At 45.9% G+C, this 17,537-nt stretch carries 16 protein-coding genes; 4 read left to right on the top strand and 12 right to left on the bottom strand.

What is annotated here, in order from left to right; all coding sequences use genetic code 11:
• Nucleotides 1-143: 143 nt before the first annotated feature.
• The 4 genes from EKM80_RS11065 to EKM80_RS11050 all read right to left on the bottom strand — a co-directional run bounded on the left by EKM80_RS11065 (nucleotide 144) and on the right by EKM80_RS11050 (nucleotide 3,255).
• The gene (locus EKM80_RS11065; protein WP_125553188.1) at nucleotides 144-557 is read right to left on the bottom strand and encodes a DUF3284 domain-containing protein; all 414 of its coding nucleotides are present in this window, start codon (nucleotides 555-557) and stop codon (nucleotides 144-146) included.
• A 109-nt stretch (nucleotides 558-666) separates the two neighbouring features.
• On the bottom strand, nucleotides 667-1,005 hold the full coding sequence (locus EKM80_RS11060) for a PTS lactose/cellobiose transporter subunit IIA (protein WP_125553187.1): 339 nt from the start codon (nucleotides 1,003-1,005) through the stop codon (nucleotides 667-669).
• Complete coding sequence (locus tag EKM80_RS11055; RefSeq protein ID WP_125553186.1) at nucleotides 998-2,254, bottom strand: DEAD/DEAH box helicase; 1,257 nt, start codon at nucleotides 2,252-2,254, stop codon at nucleotides 998-1,000. Before EKM80_RS11055 ends, EKM80_RS11060 begins: the two co-directional genes overlap by 8 nt.
• A 2-nt stretch (nucleotides 2,255-2,256) precedes the next feature.
• The gene (locus EKM80_RS11050) at nucleotides 2,257-3,255 is read right to left on the bottom strand and encodes a Gfo/Idh/MocA family protein (protein WP_125553185.1); all 999 of its coding nucleotides are present in this window, start codon (nucleotides 3,253-3,255) and stop codon (nucleotides 2,257-2,259) included.
• 384 nt (nucleotides 3,256-3,639) lie between these two features.
• On the opposite strand from EKM80_RS11050, the gene EKM80_RS11045 reads away from it, so the two are divergent.
• Complete coding sequence (locus EKM80_RS11045) at nucleotides 3,640-3,993, top strand: DUF4828 domain-containing protein (protein WP_125553184.1); 354 nt, start codon at nucleotides 3,640-3,642, stop codon at nucleotides 3,991-3,993.
• A gap of 42 nt (nucleotides 3,994-4,035) precedes the next feature.
• On the opposite strand, the gene EKM80_RS11040 is transcribed toward EKM80_RS11045, so the two are convergent.
• The gene (locus EKM80_RS11040) at nucleotides 4,036-4,881 is read right to left on the bottom strand and encodes a MurR/RpiR family transcriptional regulator (protein WP_125553183.1); all 846 of its coding nucleotides are present in this window, start codon (nucleotides 4,879-4,881) and stop codon (nucleotides 4,036-4,038) included.
• A gap of 138 nt (nucleotides 4,882-5,019) precedes the next feature.
• On the opposite strand from EKM80_RS11040, the gene gnd reads away from it, so the two are divergent.
• Entirely contained in the window at nucleotides 5,020-5,916 is an 897-nt protein-coding gene (gene gnd, locus EKM80_RS11035) for a phosphogluconate dehydrogenase (NAD(+)-dependent, decarboxylating) (protein ID WP_125553182.1), read from the top strand.
• 72 nt (nucleotides 5,917-5,988) lie between these two features.
• Complete coding sequence (locus EKM80_RS11030; RefSeq protein WP_125553181.1) at nucleotides 5,989-7,308, top strand: APC family permease; 1,320 nt, start codon at nucleotides 5,989-5,991, stop codon at nucleotides 7,306-7,308.
• A gap of 119 nt (nucleotides 7,309-7,427) precedes the next feature.
• Here the strand turns inward: EKM80_RS11030 and menC are convergent, their stop codons facing one another.
• The 7 genes from menC to EKM80_RS10995 form a co-directional block, all read right to left on the bottom strand.
• Entirely contained in the window at nucleotides 7,428-8,540 is a 1,113-nt protein-coding gene (gene menC / locus EKM80_RS11025) for an o-succinylbenzoate synthase (RefSeq protein ID WP_125553180.1), read from the bottom strand.
• A gap of 1 nt (nucleotide 8,541) precedes the next feature.
• Nucleotides 8,542-9,348 (bottom strand): 2-succinyl-6-hydroxy-2,4-cyclohexadiene-1-carboxylate synthase, encoded by an 807-nt coding sequence (menH, locus tag EKM80_RS11020; protein ID WP_125553179.1) that lies wholly within the window; start codon nucleotides 9,346-9,348, stop codon nucleotides 8,542-8,544.
• Complete coding sequence (menD, locus tag EKM80_RS11015) at nucleotides 9,341-11,023, bottom strand: 2-succinyl-5-enolpyruvyl-6-hydroxy-3-cyclohexene-1-carboxylic-acid synthase (protein ID WP_125553177.1); 1,683 nt, start codon at nucleotides 11,021-11,023, stop codon at nucleotides 9,341-9,343. Before menD ends, menH begins: the two co-directional genes overlap by 8 nt.
• Before the next feature lie 103 nt (nucleotides 11,024-11,126).
• On the bottom strand, nucleotides 11,127-12,410 hold the full coding sequence (locus EKM80_RS11010) for an isochorismate synthase (protein WP_125553175.1): 1,284 nt from the start codon (nucleotides 12,408-12,410) through the stop codon (nucleotides 11,127-11,129).
• Nucleotides 12,411-12,583: 173 nt separating this feature from the next.
• The gene (locus tag EKM80_RS11005) at nucleotides 12,584-14,416 is read right to left on the bottom strand and encodes a heavy metal translocating P-type ATPase (RefSeq protein ID WP_125553174.1); all 1,833 of its coding nucleotides are present in this window, start codon (nucleotides 14,414-14,416) and stop codon (nucleotides 12,584-12,586) included.
• Between the two features lie 192 nt (nucleotides 14,417-14,608).
• Nucleotides 14,609-14,980, bottom strand: a complete 372-nt coding sequence (locus EKM80_RS11000; RefSeq protein ID WP_125553173.1) for a hypothetical protein — start codon at nucleotides 14,978-14,980, stop codon at nucleotides 14,609-14,611.
• 250 nt (nucleotides 14,981-15,230) lie between these two features.
• Complete coding sequence (locus tag EKM80_RS10995; RefSeq protein ID WP_125553172.1) at nucleotides 15,231-16,490, bottom strand: hydroxymethylglutaryl-CoA reductase, degradative; 1,260 nt, start codon at nucleotides 16,488-16,490, stop codon at nucleotides 15,231-15,233.
• Nucleotides 16,491-16,684: 194 nt separating this feature from the next.
• On the opposite strand from EKM80_RS10995, the gene EKM80_RS10990 reads away from it, so the two are divergent.
• Nucleotides 16,685-17,485 carry a transporter substrate-binding domain-containing protein gene (locus tag EKM80_RS10990; protein ID WP_125553171.1) on the top strand — a complete coding sequence of 267 codons (801 nt, stop codon included), beginning with the start codon at nucleotides 16,685-16,687 and terminating at the stop codon, nucleotides 17,483-17,485.
• The last annotated feature ends 52 nt before the right edge of the window (nucleotides 17,486-17,537 follow it).

The raw sequence follows: 17,537 nt of genomic DNA, 5'->3' as shown, positions 1-17,537 counted from the left end.
GCTTAACTTCCAATTCTGCCTAAAATTAGCTATCAACAGGATTTGACAAAGAGCCAAATTTGCAAGCACCGCGAAACACACCCGATGATCAAGCTTTAACGTAAAAATCCGTCTTCAGTTGAAGGCGGATTTTTTGTATACTTTTAATAAGATTTTTCGATTTGCTGGAACATCTTACGGAAATTATGCCGCCGTAAGCCACCAAGTAATGAATTGCTAACAAAATCAAGGAAGCGCTGCTGCCAAGCACGTGCGATTACTTTTTCTTCATAAACGATCTTACTTTTATCAGTTTCTACTGGCAACATATCGTATTTAACTTCATAGCGATTAAAGTCAGTGACCGTTTGGTAATGATAGCTACGATTAAGCACATTCTTAGTAATCGTAACTTGCGCGCGCGTCGCATCATCTAGTTGCTTTTGATAAGTAAAGCCCTCCAGTTGTGCTGCAGTCAACTGGCGGCCGGTGTGTGCATGGATTTCAAAAAGTTCCGCATCAATGATTTGATGGTAGAGAAATGCTGCAGGCACATTCAGTAACTGTTCAACTTTCATTTGCGGTCACCTCCATAAGCAATGTCATTTACGTTAAATTTTACTAGAGAATATAGCAAAACCACTTTACGATACGCTCTAGTATACGCTATCCAAATTTAAATTAAAATCATTCAGCTGCATTTTTTGCTAAAAGACCAGCAATTTTTTGATATAGCGTAATTAACTCACTGACCGCATCACGATAGGTAACCGTACTCATCAAATGATCTTGTGCATGAATCAATAATAACGTCATCGGCACTGTTTGCCCACGTGCTTCACGCGTCAATAAGGTCGTCTGCGCATTATGGGCATCCGTCAATGCCGTGTCGGCAGCTTGCAGCTGTTGCTGTGCAAGAACAAAATCATCTATTTTTGCGGCAGCCAGGGCTTGTTCTAATAAGTCGTGCGCCTGAGTACTACTAGTCATGATTGTCATTACTTCAGCCACATTATGTTCAATCATTCTTGTCGCCCTCGTTCGTTTTTCTCCGTTTACCTTTGTTCAAGCGATTGCGCTGCCGTTGCTTCTTCTTTTTCGGCTTAACTGGCGTTGCAACCTGCTTAGCTGCTGTTGGCGTTGGCTTTTTTCTTGGATGAACGTCGTGCTCAGGCTGAGTTGTGGTCAAGCTACCTTCGTGTAAATAACCACGCTCAACTTGATAGCGACTACGAACTAATTGCTTCAAATCACGGAATTGCCGTTCATTGCCTAAAGTGATCACCGAACCCGCTTGGCCCATTCGCCCTGTACGGCCAGCACGGTGAATATAGGTGATCAAATCAAGCGGTAAATCATAATTGATGACTGCTGGTAATGCCGGAATATCCAAGCCTCGCCCAGAAACATCAGTGGTCAATAATAATTTAATTTGCCGTTTACGCAAACCAGTCAAGGCTTTTTCCCGTTCCGTTTGCCGTAGATCACTGTCCAAAATTGCTAATGGTACGTGTTGATGCTGTAAGACTTTAGCGACTTTTTCCAGCTCCGCTAAAGTGGCAAAAAAGACCAAGCCATAAAAATCATCAATATGACTTAAACGCCGCAATAAATCAACCCGCTTACGAATTGGTGCCTCCAAAAAGAGGTGTTGTACTTCACCAGCACTATTATCTTCAGCACGAACATCAAAGGTTGTTACCGGTACACCAAACCATTTTGGCAGCTCGTCTAAAATTGGAATTTTAGTCGCCGAAAAGAACGCCAGCTGCGTTTCACCTGGTGCGCGGCGTACAACATCGCGCGTTCGTTCTCGACTTTCATCAGTTAGTAGCTTATCTGCTTCATCGATGACGATAGTCTGTACCGTGTGCATTTTAACTTTACGTTGGTCGATCAATTCCAGTAAACGTCCTGGTGTTGCCACTAAAACTTCTGGTTTTTGCTTCAAACGTTCGATTTGGCGCCGAATATTTGCGCCACCAGCTACAGCCTGAATCGTTAATCCAGCCGCCTTAGCAAATGGCTGAATTGCAGTCCGTTCCTGCATAGCTAATTCTTGAGCCGGCGCTAAAATCAATAGTTGCAGACCGTCACCAGGGACAAGTTTTTCAAGCAGCGGTAACGCAAAAGCTAATGTTTTACCTGAGCCAGTTGGCGCTAAGCCCAGTACTGAGTCGTCAGTTTTTAGCGGTTGATAGACTGCCGCTTGAATTGCGGTTGGTTCATTAAAGCCGAGTTCTTGCCAAATTGATTCAAAAATCTTACTGACCATTTCTATTTTTGCTCCTCTATGTCCGCAGCAAATACAATCCCTGCTGAGCGGCGTAAATCATATAATACTTGGTTGACCTGACGGCTAAGCTGACCTGCTGCTGCAGCGGCATCCCGGTCGTTTTCGGTGATAATGCGGTAATAATCAGCTGCTTCTGGAATCATTGGGTTGTCCAGCGGTGGTGTACTTAGAACCGTTGTCTTGTCCCCTTGATGCAACGTCACCGTCTGCAAATCAGCAGCATTATCGTCTAGTGATAACGTTTCGTGCAAACCATAAATCTCTGACGGCAAATACGACGTTGCGTTTTTACCAATGATCAACGTAACATCAAAATCTGCATACCGTAAAATGGCAGTTCCACGACCGTCAACGCCATTTGGTAATAAGCTGGCGTAATAATTCAACGCTTTAGGCACCCCAAACCACGACACGGCATCATAAACCACGTAAACCCCGAGATCCTGTAACGCGCCTCCAGAAAAGCGTGGCGAGAAAATGTTTGGTTCTTTGCCAGCTAAAAATTGATCATAACGCGATGAATATTTCATATACGTTAATACAGCGCCTTGCACCTTATCCAGCTGCTGAATGGCGGTTTGAACGGCTTTAAAATTCGGTTCGTGAACATGACGCGCAGCCTCAAATAAGAATAAATTAGGCTTATTTGACAGCAACGCCGTAATGTTCGCCATTTCTGTTGGGTTAGAAAAAGCTGGCTTTTCAACGATCACATGCTTGTCTGCAGCAATCGCCAACTTAGCCTGTTGAAAATGTAAACTATTTGGCGAGGCAATATAGACCACTTCAAATTGACCTTCCGCAAAGAAGCGGTCGATTTCTGTAAACGTTTCACTAGCTTGATATTTGTCCGCCAAGGCTTGCGCTTTTTCCTGATGCCGCGAATAAACGGTTGTCAGTTCATAGTTGCCGGTGGCTAATGCAGCTTGAATGAATTGTTCTGTGATCCAATTTGTACCAATAATGCCAAGTTTTAACATAACTTCACCTTTTCCCTTTCGCGTAACGTGTCAAGAAGTCGCTTAAGTTTTGAAATATAGTCTACGTTTGGGCCATGTTCGTTCAGATCATTTACAAAATACACACTTGTTCTAAGCTTAATTTTACCTTAATTCAGCATAAAAAGCGATAATCCTGCGTTCACGCCACAAGTTTCATAAATCATTTCAGCCACCGCAAAATAACGGCAAAATATTAGACTAGTTTGCGGTCATTATTAGGTAAACGTGTTATTATGAGACTATCCAGAATAATGCACAGATAAACGTCTTGGTCGCCGCCGGAAAGCGGTTTGAAATTATCGGTTGGCAACTATTTTACACCGCATGCGGTTTTTACCAACCACTGAGAAGGTGCTCAGTCTAATGTTTAAAAAAGTCGTTGATCATAGTCAGATTTGGCTTCAAAGAATTCAACATTTTAATTTGAAGTGGCCAACTAAGGCGGCACCACAAAACAATTTAGCGGCGATTTATATCGGCACTTGGCCTTTTTTTGACGCGCAACAAAAGCGGCTACACCAGCTGAAAATATCGCCGCAACTGGCAATTAGCATCGATGGGCATTCCTTAGCTGGCAAGGTAACCGCCTTAACCGCACATCAGTTACTTTTTCTCGATCAGTATGGTTTTGAATTGCAGATCACCGCTGCTTACGAGCAGCCCTTTGAAATCTACGATGAGGCCGACCACCGCACTTATTCGATTCAACAACAATAGCCTTAATTCTAAAAGTCGTCTCACTTTCTGGTGACGACTTTTTTATTTGTCGCGCCGTGTACTGCCGATCACTTGACGAATCTGCTCAAATGTTGCTTGGGTTGCTTTAGGCAAGGCAAGACTCACCAGCAAAAATAAGGTATCGATAATGCTACTTTGCGCCAACATTGACGATAACGCTTCAGAACGATATTTTGATTCGTCGGCTAACGACACAAAAGTTACCGCGCTATATTGGGCTAGCGGCGCCTTGCCGAAACTGGTCACCACTACAATCGGAACTTGATTAGCCTGTAATTGTTTGACTAGTTGTAAAACTTGCTCATCCCGACCAGTATGCGAAATCACGACCGCACAATCAGTTGCCTGTAGTCGTGCAGCCTGCATTAATTGTAAATGAAAATCCGCGTTAAAACTCACCGTTAGCGGCGTGCGCATGAATTTATGGTAGGCGTCAGCGGCCACAATATTGGAACCACCCAAGCCGAAGAAACCAACTTGGCGTGCTGCCGTCAATAAATTGACGGCCTGCTCTAAGTCAGCTTGGCGTAACAAAGCTAGCGTACTGCTTAATGAGTGCTGGTTGGCTGCAAATACTTTATGTGCCACCGTCAACGCATCATCAGTCGCCTCGACTTCCTGAAATAATGGCTTTTGTTGCTGCGCTTCACTGGTCAAAGCCACCCGCAATGCGGCAAAGTTAGCGTAGCCTAAGCTTTTAGCAAAGCGCGAAACCGTCGCCGGTGAAACCTGACTAGCTTGTGCCAAACTACCAATCGTTAAATTATCCGGCAAATTTTGCGGTTGCTGTAAAAAGACGGCCAATTTTTGCTCAGCACTAGATAATTCTGCAGTAAATTGTTGTATCCGCTGTGTGATTTCATTCATTCCATTCACCTACTTTTATTAGATTTAGTATACCATAAATGAAACTGTATGAAATATATTTTCATTTAATATAGCTTGATTTAGGAAACTTTTTTTCGTATACTGCAACTACTAGCAAACGAAAGAAGGCCCTTTTCAATGAAATTAGGTATGATTGGTTTAGGTAAGATGGGATTAAATTTAGTCACTAATTTGCAACAGCATGAGCAACAAGTTGTGGCTTATGACTTAAACAAAGCTGCCCGCGACCAAGCGACTGCAGTTGGCGCCCAAGCAGCTCCCGATACGACGACCTTGATCGCGCAGTTACCAACGCCGCGGCTTATTTGGGTCATGGTACCTGCAGGTCAAATCACCCAAGACGTTATCACTGAATTAAGTCAAAAACTAAGTGCTGGTGATATGGTGATCGATGGCGGCAACTCATTTTACCGTGATTCGCTGGCGCACAATGCGCTACTAGCTGAACAAGGGATTCATTTCTTTGATGTCGGTACTTCTGGTGGTATGGCCGGCGCTTTAAATGGCGGCAACTTCATGATTGGCGGCGATCAAGCCCAGTTTGCCACGATTGAGCCTTTATTTAAAGCAATTGCGGCACCAGGTGGCTACCTTTATACCGGCGCTGTAGGTAGCGGTCATTATTTAAAAATGATCCACAATGGTATCGAGTATGGCATGATGCAGGCGATTGCGGAAGGTTTTGACGTGCTAGAACATAGTGAATTCGACTATGATCACGCTGCTGTGGCTGCTATGTGGAACCACGGCTCAGTTATCCGCAGTTGGCTTATGGAACTCGCCGCTGATGCTTTCAAGGAAGATCCTGGCTTAAAACATTTGCAAGGTAAAATGTACTCCTCTGGTGAAGGTAAGTGGACACTTGAAGAAGCACTGCGGCTGCAAGTCCCCACACCAGTGATCGCCGCCAGCTTAATGAATCGCTATCGCTCCATGGAAGATGACACCTACACTGGTAAGGTTGTTGCCGCGTTGCGTAATCAATTTGGCGGCCATGCGGTTGATAAAAAATAAAGCTATTTTAACGAAATTTTCAGAAAGCCATGCTATACTCCGCTTATTCTATTTTAGTGAGGATTAGATATTATGGAACAAAACGGCTTAAAACGTGAAATGGGCTTACCGGCGGCACTAGCTACAGTTATGGGGACGGTGATCGGCGGTGGCGTGTTCTTTAAAGTCGCCAGTGTCACCACCGCAGCCGGTACCGCTAACCTGACCTTATTTGTTTGGTTGCTCGGCGGTATTTTGACGATTTGTGCCGGCTTGACGGTTGCTGAATTAGCCACTGCGATTCCCCAAACTGGCGGCGCCATCAAATACGTCGAATACACGTACGGTAAACCCTGGGCCTTTTTACTGGGTTGGGCACAAATGCTGATTTATTTTCCAGCTAATGTGGCGGCGTTATCGATTATTTTCAGCACTCAGCTGATCAATTTATTTCACTTGGCTAATGGCCTGCTCCTGCCCTTGGCCATTCTGTGTGGCACAAGTATTACCCTGATTAATTTTCTTGGTGCCCGCGTTGGTGGTGCACTACAGGTAATCACGCTAATTTTCAAATTGATTCCGATCGTCTTGATCGTGATTTTCGGCTTATTAACACCAGCACCAGTCCATTTTGCCTTATTACCGCTAACGGCTGGCCCGCAGCAAGGTCTTTGGACTGCCATTGGCGGCGGCTTACTGGCGACAATGTTCGCCTATGATGGCTGGTTGAACGTGGGCAGTATTGCTGGTGAGTTGCGTCGACCGCAACGTGACCTCCCCTTGGCCATCGTTCTTGGGCTAGCGCTGATCACCTTGATTTATGTCGTCATCAATTTTGTCTTTTTACGAACGCTACCGTTAAATGCGCTCCAAGGCAATCTCAACGCAGCGGCTGATGCTGCCTTTCAAATTTTTGGTGTCGCCGGCGGCAAATTAGTCACCATTGGTATTTTGATCTCCGTTTATGGGGCAATCAATGGCTATACCTTGACTGGGATGCGGATCCCGTTTGCCCTTGCTTATAATGATCAATTACCATTCAGCCAGTATTTTCGTCGTTTAACTCCACACACCAAAGTGCCTTATATCGCTGGCTTATTCGAATTAGCTGTCGCAATCGTGATGATGTTATTTGGCAGTTTTGACTTATTAACCGACATGTTAGTCTTCGTTATTTGGGGCTTTAGTTGTCTGATTTTCGTGGCTGTATTTATTCTTCGCCGCCGTGAACCAGAATTAGAGCGGCCGTATAAAGTCCCTGGCTATCCACTGATTCCGTTGTTAGCCCTAGTCGGTGGCCTATTCATCTTAATTGAAACGCTGATCACCCAACCAGGTTTGGCTTTGACCGGCATTGGCTTAACCATTATCGGGTTGCCACTATATTATTGGCATCAGCATAGCCACGTATAATATAAGTTATGCCCTCTATTGTCTGGTTACAAAAAGGCTCATCCAGAAATCAATTTTGATTAATTCTGGATAAGCCTTTTTGTGTATTTCTCTTTTTAAACATCGTTCATGCTGAATGCTTAGAGTTGAAGCCAAAGCTCGTGCTGTAAATATTGCGCCACGACCACAGGTGCCACCGTTGCACCTAAACCAGGTGTCGGCGCCAGTTGTAGGCAGCCGTTTTGTAATACCAAGGGTTGCGCCAACACATCTTGTTGAAAATAGCGCGCGCTGGCGGAAATGTCACCAGGCAAAACAAATTCAGCGCGACTGGCCAGCGCCAAATCAAACGCCCGACTGACCCCGCTGGCCAACATACCACCGCACCACACCATTAAATTCTGTTGCCGACAGTAAGCAACAATTGCCAGAGCAGCAGTTAAGCCACCCACGCGCGTGATTTTTAGATTAATGGCGCGGCAACTTTTTAGCGCGACTGCCGTTTGTACATCAGCTAAGCTTAAAATATTTTCATCCAAACACAGTGGCGTTTTTAATTGTCGCTGTAACCACGCATGTTCCACAAAGTCATCCGCAGCTAAGGGTTGTTCAATCAAAGCTAAATTCAATTGATCTAACTGTTGCAACGTTGGTAGGTCAGTAGTCGTAAACGCTGAATTAGCATCCACCATCAAGGCTAAATGCGGGTACAACCTACGTACAGCCTGCACCTGCGCCACATCAGCCGGCCCAGTTAACTTTAATTTCACCCGCTGATAACCAGCGGCCACGCCGGCAGCGACTTGAGCCAACAACGCTTTGGTACTATCAAAATGGCCTAAACTGATGCCCACGGGAACTGGCTTAACTTGGCCACCAATTAACTCAGCTAGCGGATGCTGCTGCATTTGCGCGTATGCTGCCCAGACAGCTGTTTCTACCGCCGCTTGCGCCAATTGATTGCCGCGCAAGTGCTGCTGCAAGTACGCCGCTAATTCCGTGGGCATTGCAAATGTGAAATCACGCAACAATGGCGCAATTTCTTGTTGTAGCACAGTCCATGCGCTAGCTTGCGTTTCCGGTAAATAGCCGCTGTCAGTGAAGGCGGTCAATTCACCCACTCCCTGATAGCCGTTATCTAAATAGACTGTCACCAGCGTGGTAATGCGCACAGTCGTCGTGCCGTGAGCAGTAACAAAGGGGGTTTGCAACGGTAGGCCGACTTGTTGTAAATGTAACTGGGTAATTCGCATGCTAATCTCCTTTTAGCGCTGCCGCAAACTGTGCTGGCGCTTCAAAATGAGTATTGTGGCCCACACCGGCAAGCAGCAATAGTCGTGAATTCACTAGTTGCGTCTGCAACTGCTGCCCCAGATGACAAAACTTTGCATCTTGTGCGCCTACAATAATTGTCGTTGCAACTGTCAATTGTGGTAACCTAGGCCAAAAATTAGGCTGACTGCCGGTACCCATTTGTTCCAAGGAAGCCGCTAAATTCTGCGGATTTTGCGCTAACCGTTGCTGGCGCATTTGTTGCTGTTGTTTTGCCGGTAAAGCGCGTTGACTGGCAAACAGCGGCAATTGTTCCCACACGGCGACAAAAGCCGGTAAGCCAGCACCGCGAATCTGTTCCGCTAATTCATGATCATGCTGCTGCCGTTGCTGGCGCTGGGCGGCATTAGCCAGACCAGCGGTGCTACTTTCCAAATACAAATGCGTGACTAACTGCGGTTGTGTTAATGCAAAGCCTAACGCTAACCGGCCGCCCATTGAATAGCCGACTAGCTTAACTTGCGTCACACCCAAGGCTGCCAACAGTAGGGTTAGATCTTCAACCTGTGCTGCCATCGTCAAACGCGTAGCCGGCACGGTTGCGGCTTGTGGCCCAAAACCGAGTAAGTCTAAGCTGATCCGATACCCTGGCATTACTGCCGCAATCGGCGCAAAGTCAACACTGCTACCCATAAAACCATGCAAAAATAACCAGGCCTCAGCTTGCGGCTGCCCCCAAGTTGTGAAGCGATAAAGTTGCTCGCGTACAACTACTGTTCGCTTAATCATGAGCTAACAGCACCTGCAAATCGCTGATCAATTGCCGATGTAGCTGCACATTTTTCCCACGTTGCGTTTCAACTTCAATAAATTGAACCTGATTGGTCAAGGCCTGTTCCAATGCAGTGATCGTCGTCACTTTTTGGTATGTGCGCGCATATAACCTTGCTACTTGCGCTAAATCTAATTCTTGCGGCGTCCCAAATAAATCTTCAAAATAGTCAGTCGCCGCGGCTTGAGGCAGAAATGAGAAAATACCACCGCCGTTGTTGTTGATCACAATGATCGTTAAATTCAGCTGGTAGCGGCGTAGCATCATTAGACCGTTCATATCATGAAACAGCGCCAAATCACCAATCAACAGATAATTGGCCCCACCTGCAGTTGCCATCCCTGCCGCTGTCGATACCACACCATCGATGCCGTTAGCGCCGCGATTGCAGTAAAGCTCACGCACTTGTTGGCCTTGATAAAAATCTTCTACATCACGAATGGGCATGCTATTACTAATGAACAAGCGACTGTTAGCCGGCAACTGCTGATCCAACGTTTGAACCGTCGTAATTTCATTTAAGTCAGCAGTTGTTGGTAAACTAGCTTGCAGCCGCTGACTATACGTCCGCCAGCTTGCCCAATAAGCTGTTCTTTGCGCTGGTAACACCGCCACCAATTCCTCGATGAACAACTGCTCATCTACGGCCAAAACGTGGCTAGTAGCCAAACTATAATCAGCTAATTGCTGCTGATCACCAATCAGATATTGCGGCACCGTTTGTTGACTAAGCCATTGCATTAAGGGCGCTGAAACTGGTGTCCCACCAAAGCGCAGAATCACGTCTGGTTGTAAGTCCTCTGGCAAATCGCTTTCAGCTTGAAATAAAAGATCAAAATTGCTGATCACAGGGCCATGACCGCGTAAATTAGCTAAATTATCGGCTAACAGCGGCCACTGACACTTTTCACTTAGCGTCAATAACGCCGTCCGGTAAGTCATTACTTCCTCTGGTCCAGCAATCAAAAGCACCTTTTTACCTTGTAACTGCTGCTCAATCACGGTTAAATCAGTCGGTGTTAAGGCTGCAGTCGTTGGTAAAGCCGCTAACGCTTTAATTGCGGGTGGTGTGACCCGAAGATCGGGTAATAAGGGCTTGCGCAATGGCAAATTAAATTGTACCGGGCCTTTAGGTGCAGTTAAAGCAGCCAAAACACTGCGCTGCGTTTGAAAAGCAATGAAGTCAGCATTGGTTTGCCCGTCATCTTGTAACACTAGCCGTTGTGACTGCTTAACCTGGCTACCATACAAATTAGTTTGATCGATGGCCTGTGGTGCCCCGATATTGGTTAATTCTAACGGCCGATCAGTGGTCAAGACAATTAATGGTATATGGCTTAAATGCGCTTCTGCCAACGCCGGTAAATACTCTGCTGCGGCTGTGCCTGAGGTACAAAGTAACACCACTGGTACCTGACCTGTTTTAGCGATACCCAGCGCAAAAAAAGCCGCTGAGCGTTCATCAACGTCCACATATAAGGCTAAATTTGCCGCAGCCTTAACGCGCTCGGCGATCAAGATAGCAACCGGCGTCGAGCGTGAACCCGGCGAAATCACAAAATGTCGCACCCCTTGGGCCACCAAGCCGCTAATTAAGCGATGCGTATTTAATGTTAATGTTTCATTTTTCACAACAAATGCTCCTCTGCACCACAACTAAAATAAACGCGTGGTCTGTTAATTTACACCAAACACTCACATTTCAATAATCAATTTACCCCACAGCTAACCCCACTCACTTTAGCAGTTGTAGCATTGGTTCAAACTTTAAGGCGGTTTCTCGAACCTCCACAGCTGGTTGTGAGGCAGCAACGATTCCAGCGCCGGCAAATAACAACGCCGTTTTTTGCTGGACTAACATTGACCGAATCGCCACAGCAAACTCGCCATCACCAGCCAACGTTGCATAGCCAAATGGTGCACCAAATAACCCACGATATTGTGGCTCTAATCGTTGAATCAGTGGCAACGCTAAAGCCGCCGGTTGCCCACCTAGTGCTGGCGTCGGATGTAACGCTGCCACCACACCAAATAGATCTACGCTAGCTTGCAAGGTTGCAGTAATTGGCGTATACAAATGCTGTACTTGTTGGCTTTTCAGCAAGCGGGGCGGTGTTGGCACACTTAAGGTCGTTGTGATGTTTTGGAGCTGCTGCCGAATTGCGGTGACAACAATCTGCTGTTCACGCCGATTTTTTGCATCCCTTAATAACGCAGCCCCCAGCGCTTCATCAGCAACTGGATCACTTGCACGCGGCGCAGTACCTGCCACTGCCGCCGTGGCCAATTGGCGACCCTTTAAGGCCACCAATCGTTCTGGTGTCGCACTGATAAACACTTGATCAGCGACTTTCAATACCAAATGATAAACCGCCGCGTGTGTCTGCCGCAACGTTGTTAATAATTGACTGACCACAAATGGTTGCTGGCTGCTAACCTGCAAAGTTCGTGCCAACACCACTTTTTCTAACTGTGGATCAGTTTGCAGTTGCTGCACGACCTCAGTTACCGCCTGTTGCCATTGGGTTGCTTGCTCGGTTTGCACCAATGCACGAGCTACTGGGTTTTCACTAGCAAGCGGAGGCAAGAACGCCTCAAAATCAGCCAGACTATCAGCTGTGGCAAACTCAGCTTGCGTTAACTCGATCAATACCGTTTGTGCCGCTGTCTTTTTCACCAAAAAACGTGGTAAAACAAAGTAGCCATTAGCTAACGCGCCCCAAGCATCCTGTTGCTGTGCGCCCTTAGCGGTAAAAGAAAAGCCACCTAAAATGGCAATATCCTGGGGTGCCACCACACTTGTTAGCTCAGCTTGTAACTGAGTCAGCCACGCCGCGACTTCAGTAAAAGCATTGGCGGCAGTTGGCGTATAAGTGGCCACCGCACCAAAACCAATCCAGCCTAAACTACCAGCAGCATTTTCAAACACAGCATAATTATCTAATTGCAGACCGCGTTGTTCATAATCATGCCACTGGGTTGCCGACCACGTTAGGATCGTTTTCCTTGCTTGTAACACATTTCCACTCTTTTCACTATATTCTTGTCCTATTATTATGCGCTATCATACGGCAATTGACCACTATCTTTTTACCTGTAAAAAGCTGGCAAAAAATCCCCATCACGTCAGCTAACTTGCTGAGTCACGGAGACCTTGATATTGCAGAATAGTCGCGCAATTTTTCAACCACACTACCCTAATTTAGTTTGTCGTACCTGCTGAACTAGTGATTGTTTGGTGTCTTTGCGTGCCCGTAGTGCCAATAAAATAGTGATCGTATCGACAGCTTCTTGGAGCAAAGCACCGACTAAGGCCGGAATGACACCAGTGGCGGCAATCAACATTAGCACCACTAAAATAACGATTCCTGTCAGCACATCACTTTTAGCGATCCGCATTGTGTCCTTAGCGATAGCAACAGCACGGGCAACGCGCCCTAGATCATCCTTTAGAATCACAACATCAGCTGATTCGCTGGCTGCAGTTGCACCATGTGCCCCCATTGCGATACCAACATCCGCAGCCGTCAGTGAAGGCGCATCATTGACCCCATCACCAACCATAATCACCGGTTGCTGCGCAGGCGCCACCGCCTTGAGCAATTGAATCTTGTCTTGTGGCAAGCAGCCAGCGTGGTATTCGTCAACATCAGCCTCAGTGGCAATGGTTGCGGCAATCGCTGCTTGGTCACCGGTCAACATCATTACGTGTTCTAAGCCTAGCTGGCGTAATGCTGTGATCGTTGCTGCTGCTTCCGGTCGGACTTGATCACTAAACTCGATGTACCCCTCATATTCATCATCCACCGCCACATGAATCGCAGTCTGTTGGGTCGGCGAACTTGTGCGTTTTGGTGCGACATAGTTGAGTTTACCAACTTTGACATGCTGTGCCGCGACATCAGCGCTTACCCCAGCCCCAGTCACTTCATTTAGATGACTCAGTGGCAGTAATTGCGTGACGCCGACGTACTGCACCAAAGAGCGCGCTAAAATGTGACTCGATTGTTGTTCGGCACTAGCAGCAAGTTGCAACAGTTTAGCTGCATCAAGTTGCGCCAATGGGACTACCTTGGTCACGTTTAGCTGTCCTTGGGTGATCGTGCCCGTTTTATCAAACGCAATAGTCCGCGCACGGGCTAATTTTTCAATGGTCGTGCCTGTTTTGACGATAATACCATTTCGGCTGGCACGGCTCATTCCGGCAACTAACGCAATTGGTGCGGCCAAAATCAATGGGCACGGTGAAGCTACCACTAAGACCTCAGCAAAACGGACGGGGTCGCCGGAAATCGCCCACGCTAGCCCAGCAATCAGTAAGGCAATTGCGGTAAAGGGAACGGCATAACGATCAGCCATACGAACAAAATGAGCGGGCTGAGCTTCAGATTCTTTAACCAACTTAATGATTGCTTGGTATTGACTATTTGCAGCCGTTTGCTCCGCCAGCATCGTTACTGACACATCACCATTCAATGCGCCGGATAATAATTCAGCGCCCACTGGTTTTTCAATTGGTCGTGCTTCGCCGGTCAAGGAAGCTTCATTAAAGCTGGAAACGCCACGTAGAACACGCCCATCAACGGGCACCATTTCCCCTGGCTTAACCACAACTTGGTCGCCAACTTGGACGGCGCTCACCGGAATATCAGTCAATTGATCGCCCTGCAAACGGTGCGCAACTTGCGGCGAATTATCCAGCAAGGCCTTTAGCTCGGTTCCCGCACGCGCTGCAGCGTAGTCTTCCAAGGAATCGCCACCAGTTAACATCACCAGCACCAATAAACTAGCCCAATATTCACCCACCGCCAGCGTTGCTACGATTGCCATGATCGCTAATAAATCGATCCCATATTTTCCAGAGTGAAGTGTTTTGATCATTTCTATTAACATCGACAAGGCCATTAATGCACCTAAAATAGTCACCAAAGTTTGAGCAGCTAGTGCTTGGCTAAAGACAAATTGTAGTAGCAAGGCCACAATCCCGATCACTAGCGTTGCACCTAATTTATAACTATGCTTCATGACAGCGCCCCCTTCTTTAAACTTTACTATAACACTAACAATACTGAGGGGAAATATTTTGGCTAATCGTAACTATTAAAATAACTAAAAAACCAGTTAGCGCAACGAGTTTAGTGGTTCAATCACATGATAATGATTCTAAACTAGTTGATAACTGGTCTCACTGGTCTGGATTTAATTAAGCGTTCATTTTCAATAAGCTTCATATAAAGATTTACCGTCAGCAAGCTCCGCCTTAAACCGCTTAAATTCCTGTTGCTGCTCGAAACTTAAATCTATGCGCGGCGCTAGTTGGCGAATCTGCTTGATGAACACATGCTGAATACTATAGCGCTGATTTTGCAACAACGCGCGTACCGTAAATTTGATGACTAATTGATCACCGGCATATAGCCGAAAACTAGAGGCGGTATGCTCGAATAACCGTCGCGGATGTGTCTGTTGCCATTCATACTGTTGCCCTTTACGATCACGAAACAATAAATAATATTCTCCTGACTGTCGTTGCCATGGTTCAACGACAGTTAATGTCAACTCATCACGTGCGCCATTTCGATAACCCATGATTACCACTCTCCTTATTGACCTCATAAGTATTATACCAAAAAGTAAGCGGTTAAATCAATAGGATAATGTCATAAATAGCAATTTTTTCTTATAATATTCAAAAAGCAGCACAAATTAACCCTAAATTTGAAAAAATTTATAAAAATAAATAGCTAGTCCTCATTCAGTGACTAGCTACCCATTGGTGAAACTTATTAGGAGTGTAGCTTAAGCATAACTGATTAAGCACGCACCAGCAATAAATATGCTAGCGCTGCTGCCGTAATTTAGTCAACAATTTTTGCGCAGTAGCTAGGTCTAGTGTCGGCGCTTGTTGCAGTGCAACAATCAGTGGCGCTACTTCAGCGGTTTGAGCGCCGGCGGTCACCGCCAAGCTTTTAGCTTGTAAACGCATGTGGCCTTGCTGGATGCCCGTGGTCACCAACGCTTTTAAAGCCGCTAAATTTTGTGCCAAGCCTAGTGCACAGATAACCTGCATTAATTCTTGTGCCGATTCAACTGTAGCTAAGCGCTGATTTGGTTGCACCGCTGGCAACAATCTAGTGGCACCACCGACAAAGCCCAGCGGTAAAGGTAAGGTTAATTCGCCGTGCAACTGATCGGCAACAACTTGCCATTGACTAAGACCACGGTACTGACCATCACGGGCAGCATAGGCATGCGCGCCACTTTCAATAACCCGACAGTCGTTACCAAAGGCTAATACCGCCGCATCAACGCCATTCATGATCCCTTTGTTATGCGTCACAGCCCGATACGGATCGATTTGCGCAATATGACTAGCAGCAGCAATCTTTTTCGCAACACTTATACCCGTAAACTGTGGCGTCGCTAAAACCGTGATCGGTATGTCAACGGTGGCCGTCACTGTACTTTCAGTCGCATAATTCGACAAAATACTCATTAATATTGGCATAGTCCATTTAGCTTGTAAAGTGGTTGCTACGGCTTCCAGCATGGTATTTAACATATTGGCGCCCATTGCTTGTTGGACATCAACAGCCAGATCTAACGATAACTCCCGCTCACTTAATTGTCGCACCCGTAGCCACCGTGCACCGCCACCACGTTGCTGTAGCGAAGGATGTGCTGCGTTGGCTACTTGCAGCAACTCAGCTTCATGGGCTGTAATCATTGCAGTCGTTGCCGCCACATCGACAATGTCAGTTAAAATAATCTGGCCTAACAATAAACGCTGGGGCTGACTAGTTCTAAAGCCGCCACCAGTAGCTGCCAAACGCGCACCGTTGCTGGCTGCAGCAATCACTGAAGGTTCTTCAGTGACCATTGGTACTTGATGTAGCTTGCCGTTAACCAGTAAATTACGGGCAAGGCCCTCCGGTAAGGCAAAGGTGGTGAGTTGATTTTCGACTAATTGGTTGGCACGCTCTTGAGTCAAGCCAGTATTATTGGCAAAAAAATGAGCATCAGTCACTGATAATAATTTATGTGCTAATAACGTTGCAATTCGCTGTAGGCGCGTCAGTTGGTAGAATTTTTTTGGCATTTGTGACTCCTTTTTAGCAATCAGGTTTACTATTATTTTAGCACGTTACGCCAGATTGCTATTAGGTTTTTATATAGTTAGCAGTCCGTCAATAAAATTAAACAACTTAGTTAAAAAATCGGCTGAATTGTTATATACTTATGTTTGTTGACAATTTGTAAGTTAACAAATACTAATTAAGGTGGATTTTAGATATGAAAAAGCTTTTGGGACTACTTGGGGCAACAGCAGCAGTCTTCTTATTAGCAGTTGGTCCGACTTTTACGCCTAGCCACGCCGCTAGTAAGGCCGTCACCGCTGAATTAAATAAAAAAGGCACATTGCAAATCGGTTTAGAAGGTACTTACCAGCCTTATGGCTACCATGAAGATGGTAAATTAGTCGGTTATGAAGTCGAGATTGGTAAAGCAGTTGCTAAGAAATTGAATTTAAAACCCGTTTTTGTTGAAACCCAATTTGACTCATTAATTGCCGGCTTGAACGGTAATAAATATGATTTGGTACTAAATGACATGGCTGCCACTAAAGAACGTAAGGCTAAGTATCTTTTCACCTCGCCTTACATTTATAGTAAGTCACAACTAGCCGTGAAAAAAGGTAACAAGCAGATCAAGAAAATCACCGACATCAAGGGTAAAAAGATGGCGCAAACTACGTCCAGTAACAACGCCGCTGATGCACAACGTTTAGGTGCGACTATTGTTTCTAGTTCTGGTTTTGCCCAGTCAATCGCGTTGGTTCAACAAGGTCGCGCGGATGGTACGATCAATTCCATTGATGCGTTGGGTGCTTACATGAAACAAAAGCCAAACGCCAACATTAAGTTAATTTCAACTGGTTCCAGCGTTAAGACACAAAAAATTGGCGGTATGCTGAACAAGAAGGATACTGACCTAAGAAAATCAGTTAACAAGGCGTTGAAGAGTTTGAAACAAGATGGCACATTGAAGAACTTATCACAGAAATACTTTGGTACTGACGTTACCAAGAAGTAAAAACTGTATTTTTACTAAATTCATTAAAAAAGTTAGCTAAAATAGCTTTGAA

Origin of the sequence: Loigolactobacillus jiayinensis (assembly GCF_003946445.1) — a bacterium.
GTDB lineage: Bacteria > Bacillota > Bacilli > Lactobacillales > Lactobacillaceae > Loigolactobacillus > Loigolactobacillus jiayinensis.
The sequence above is the reverse complement of the archived record's forward strand: the minus strand, read 5'-3'. Positions and strand labels throughout refer to the sequence as shown.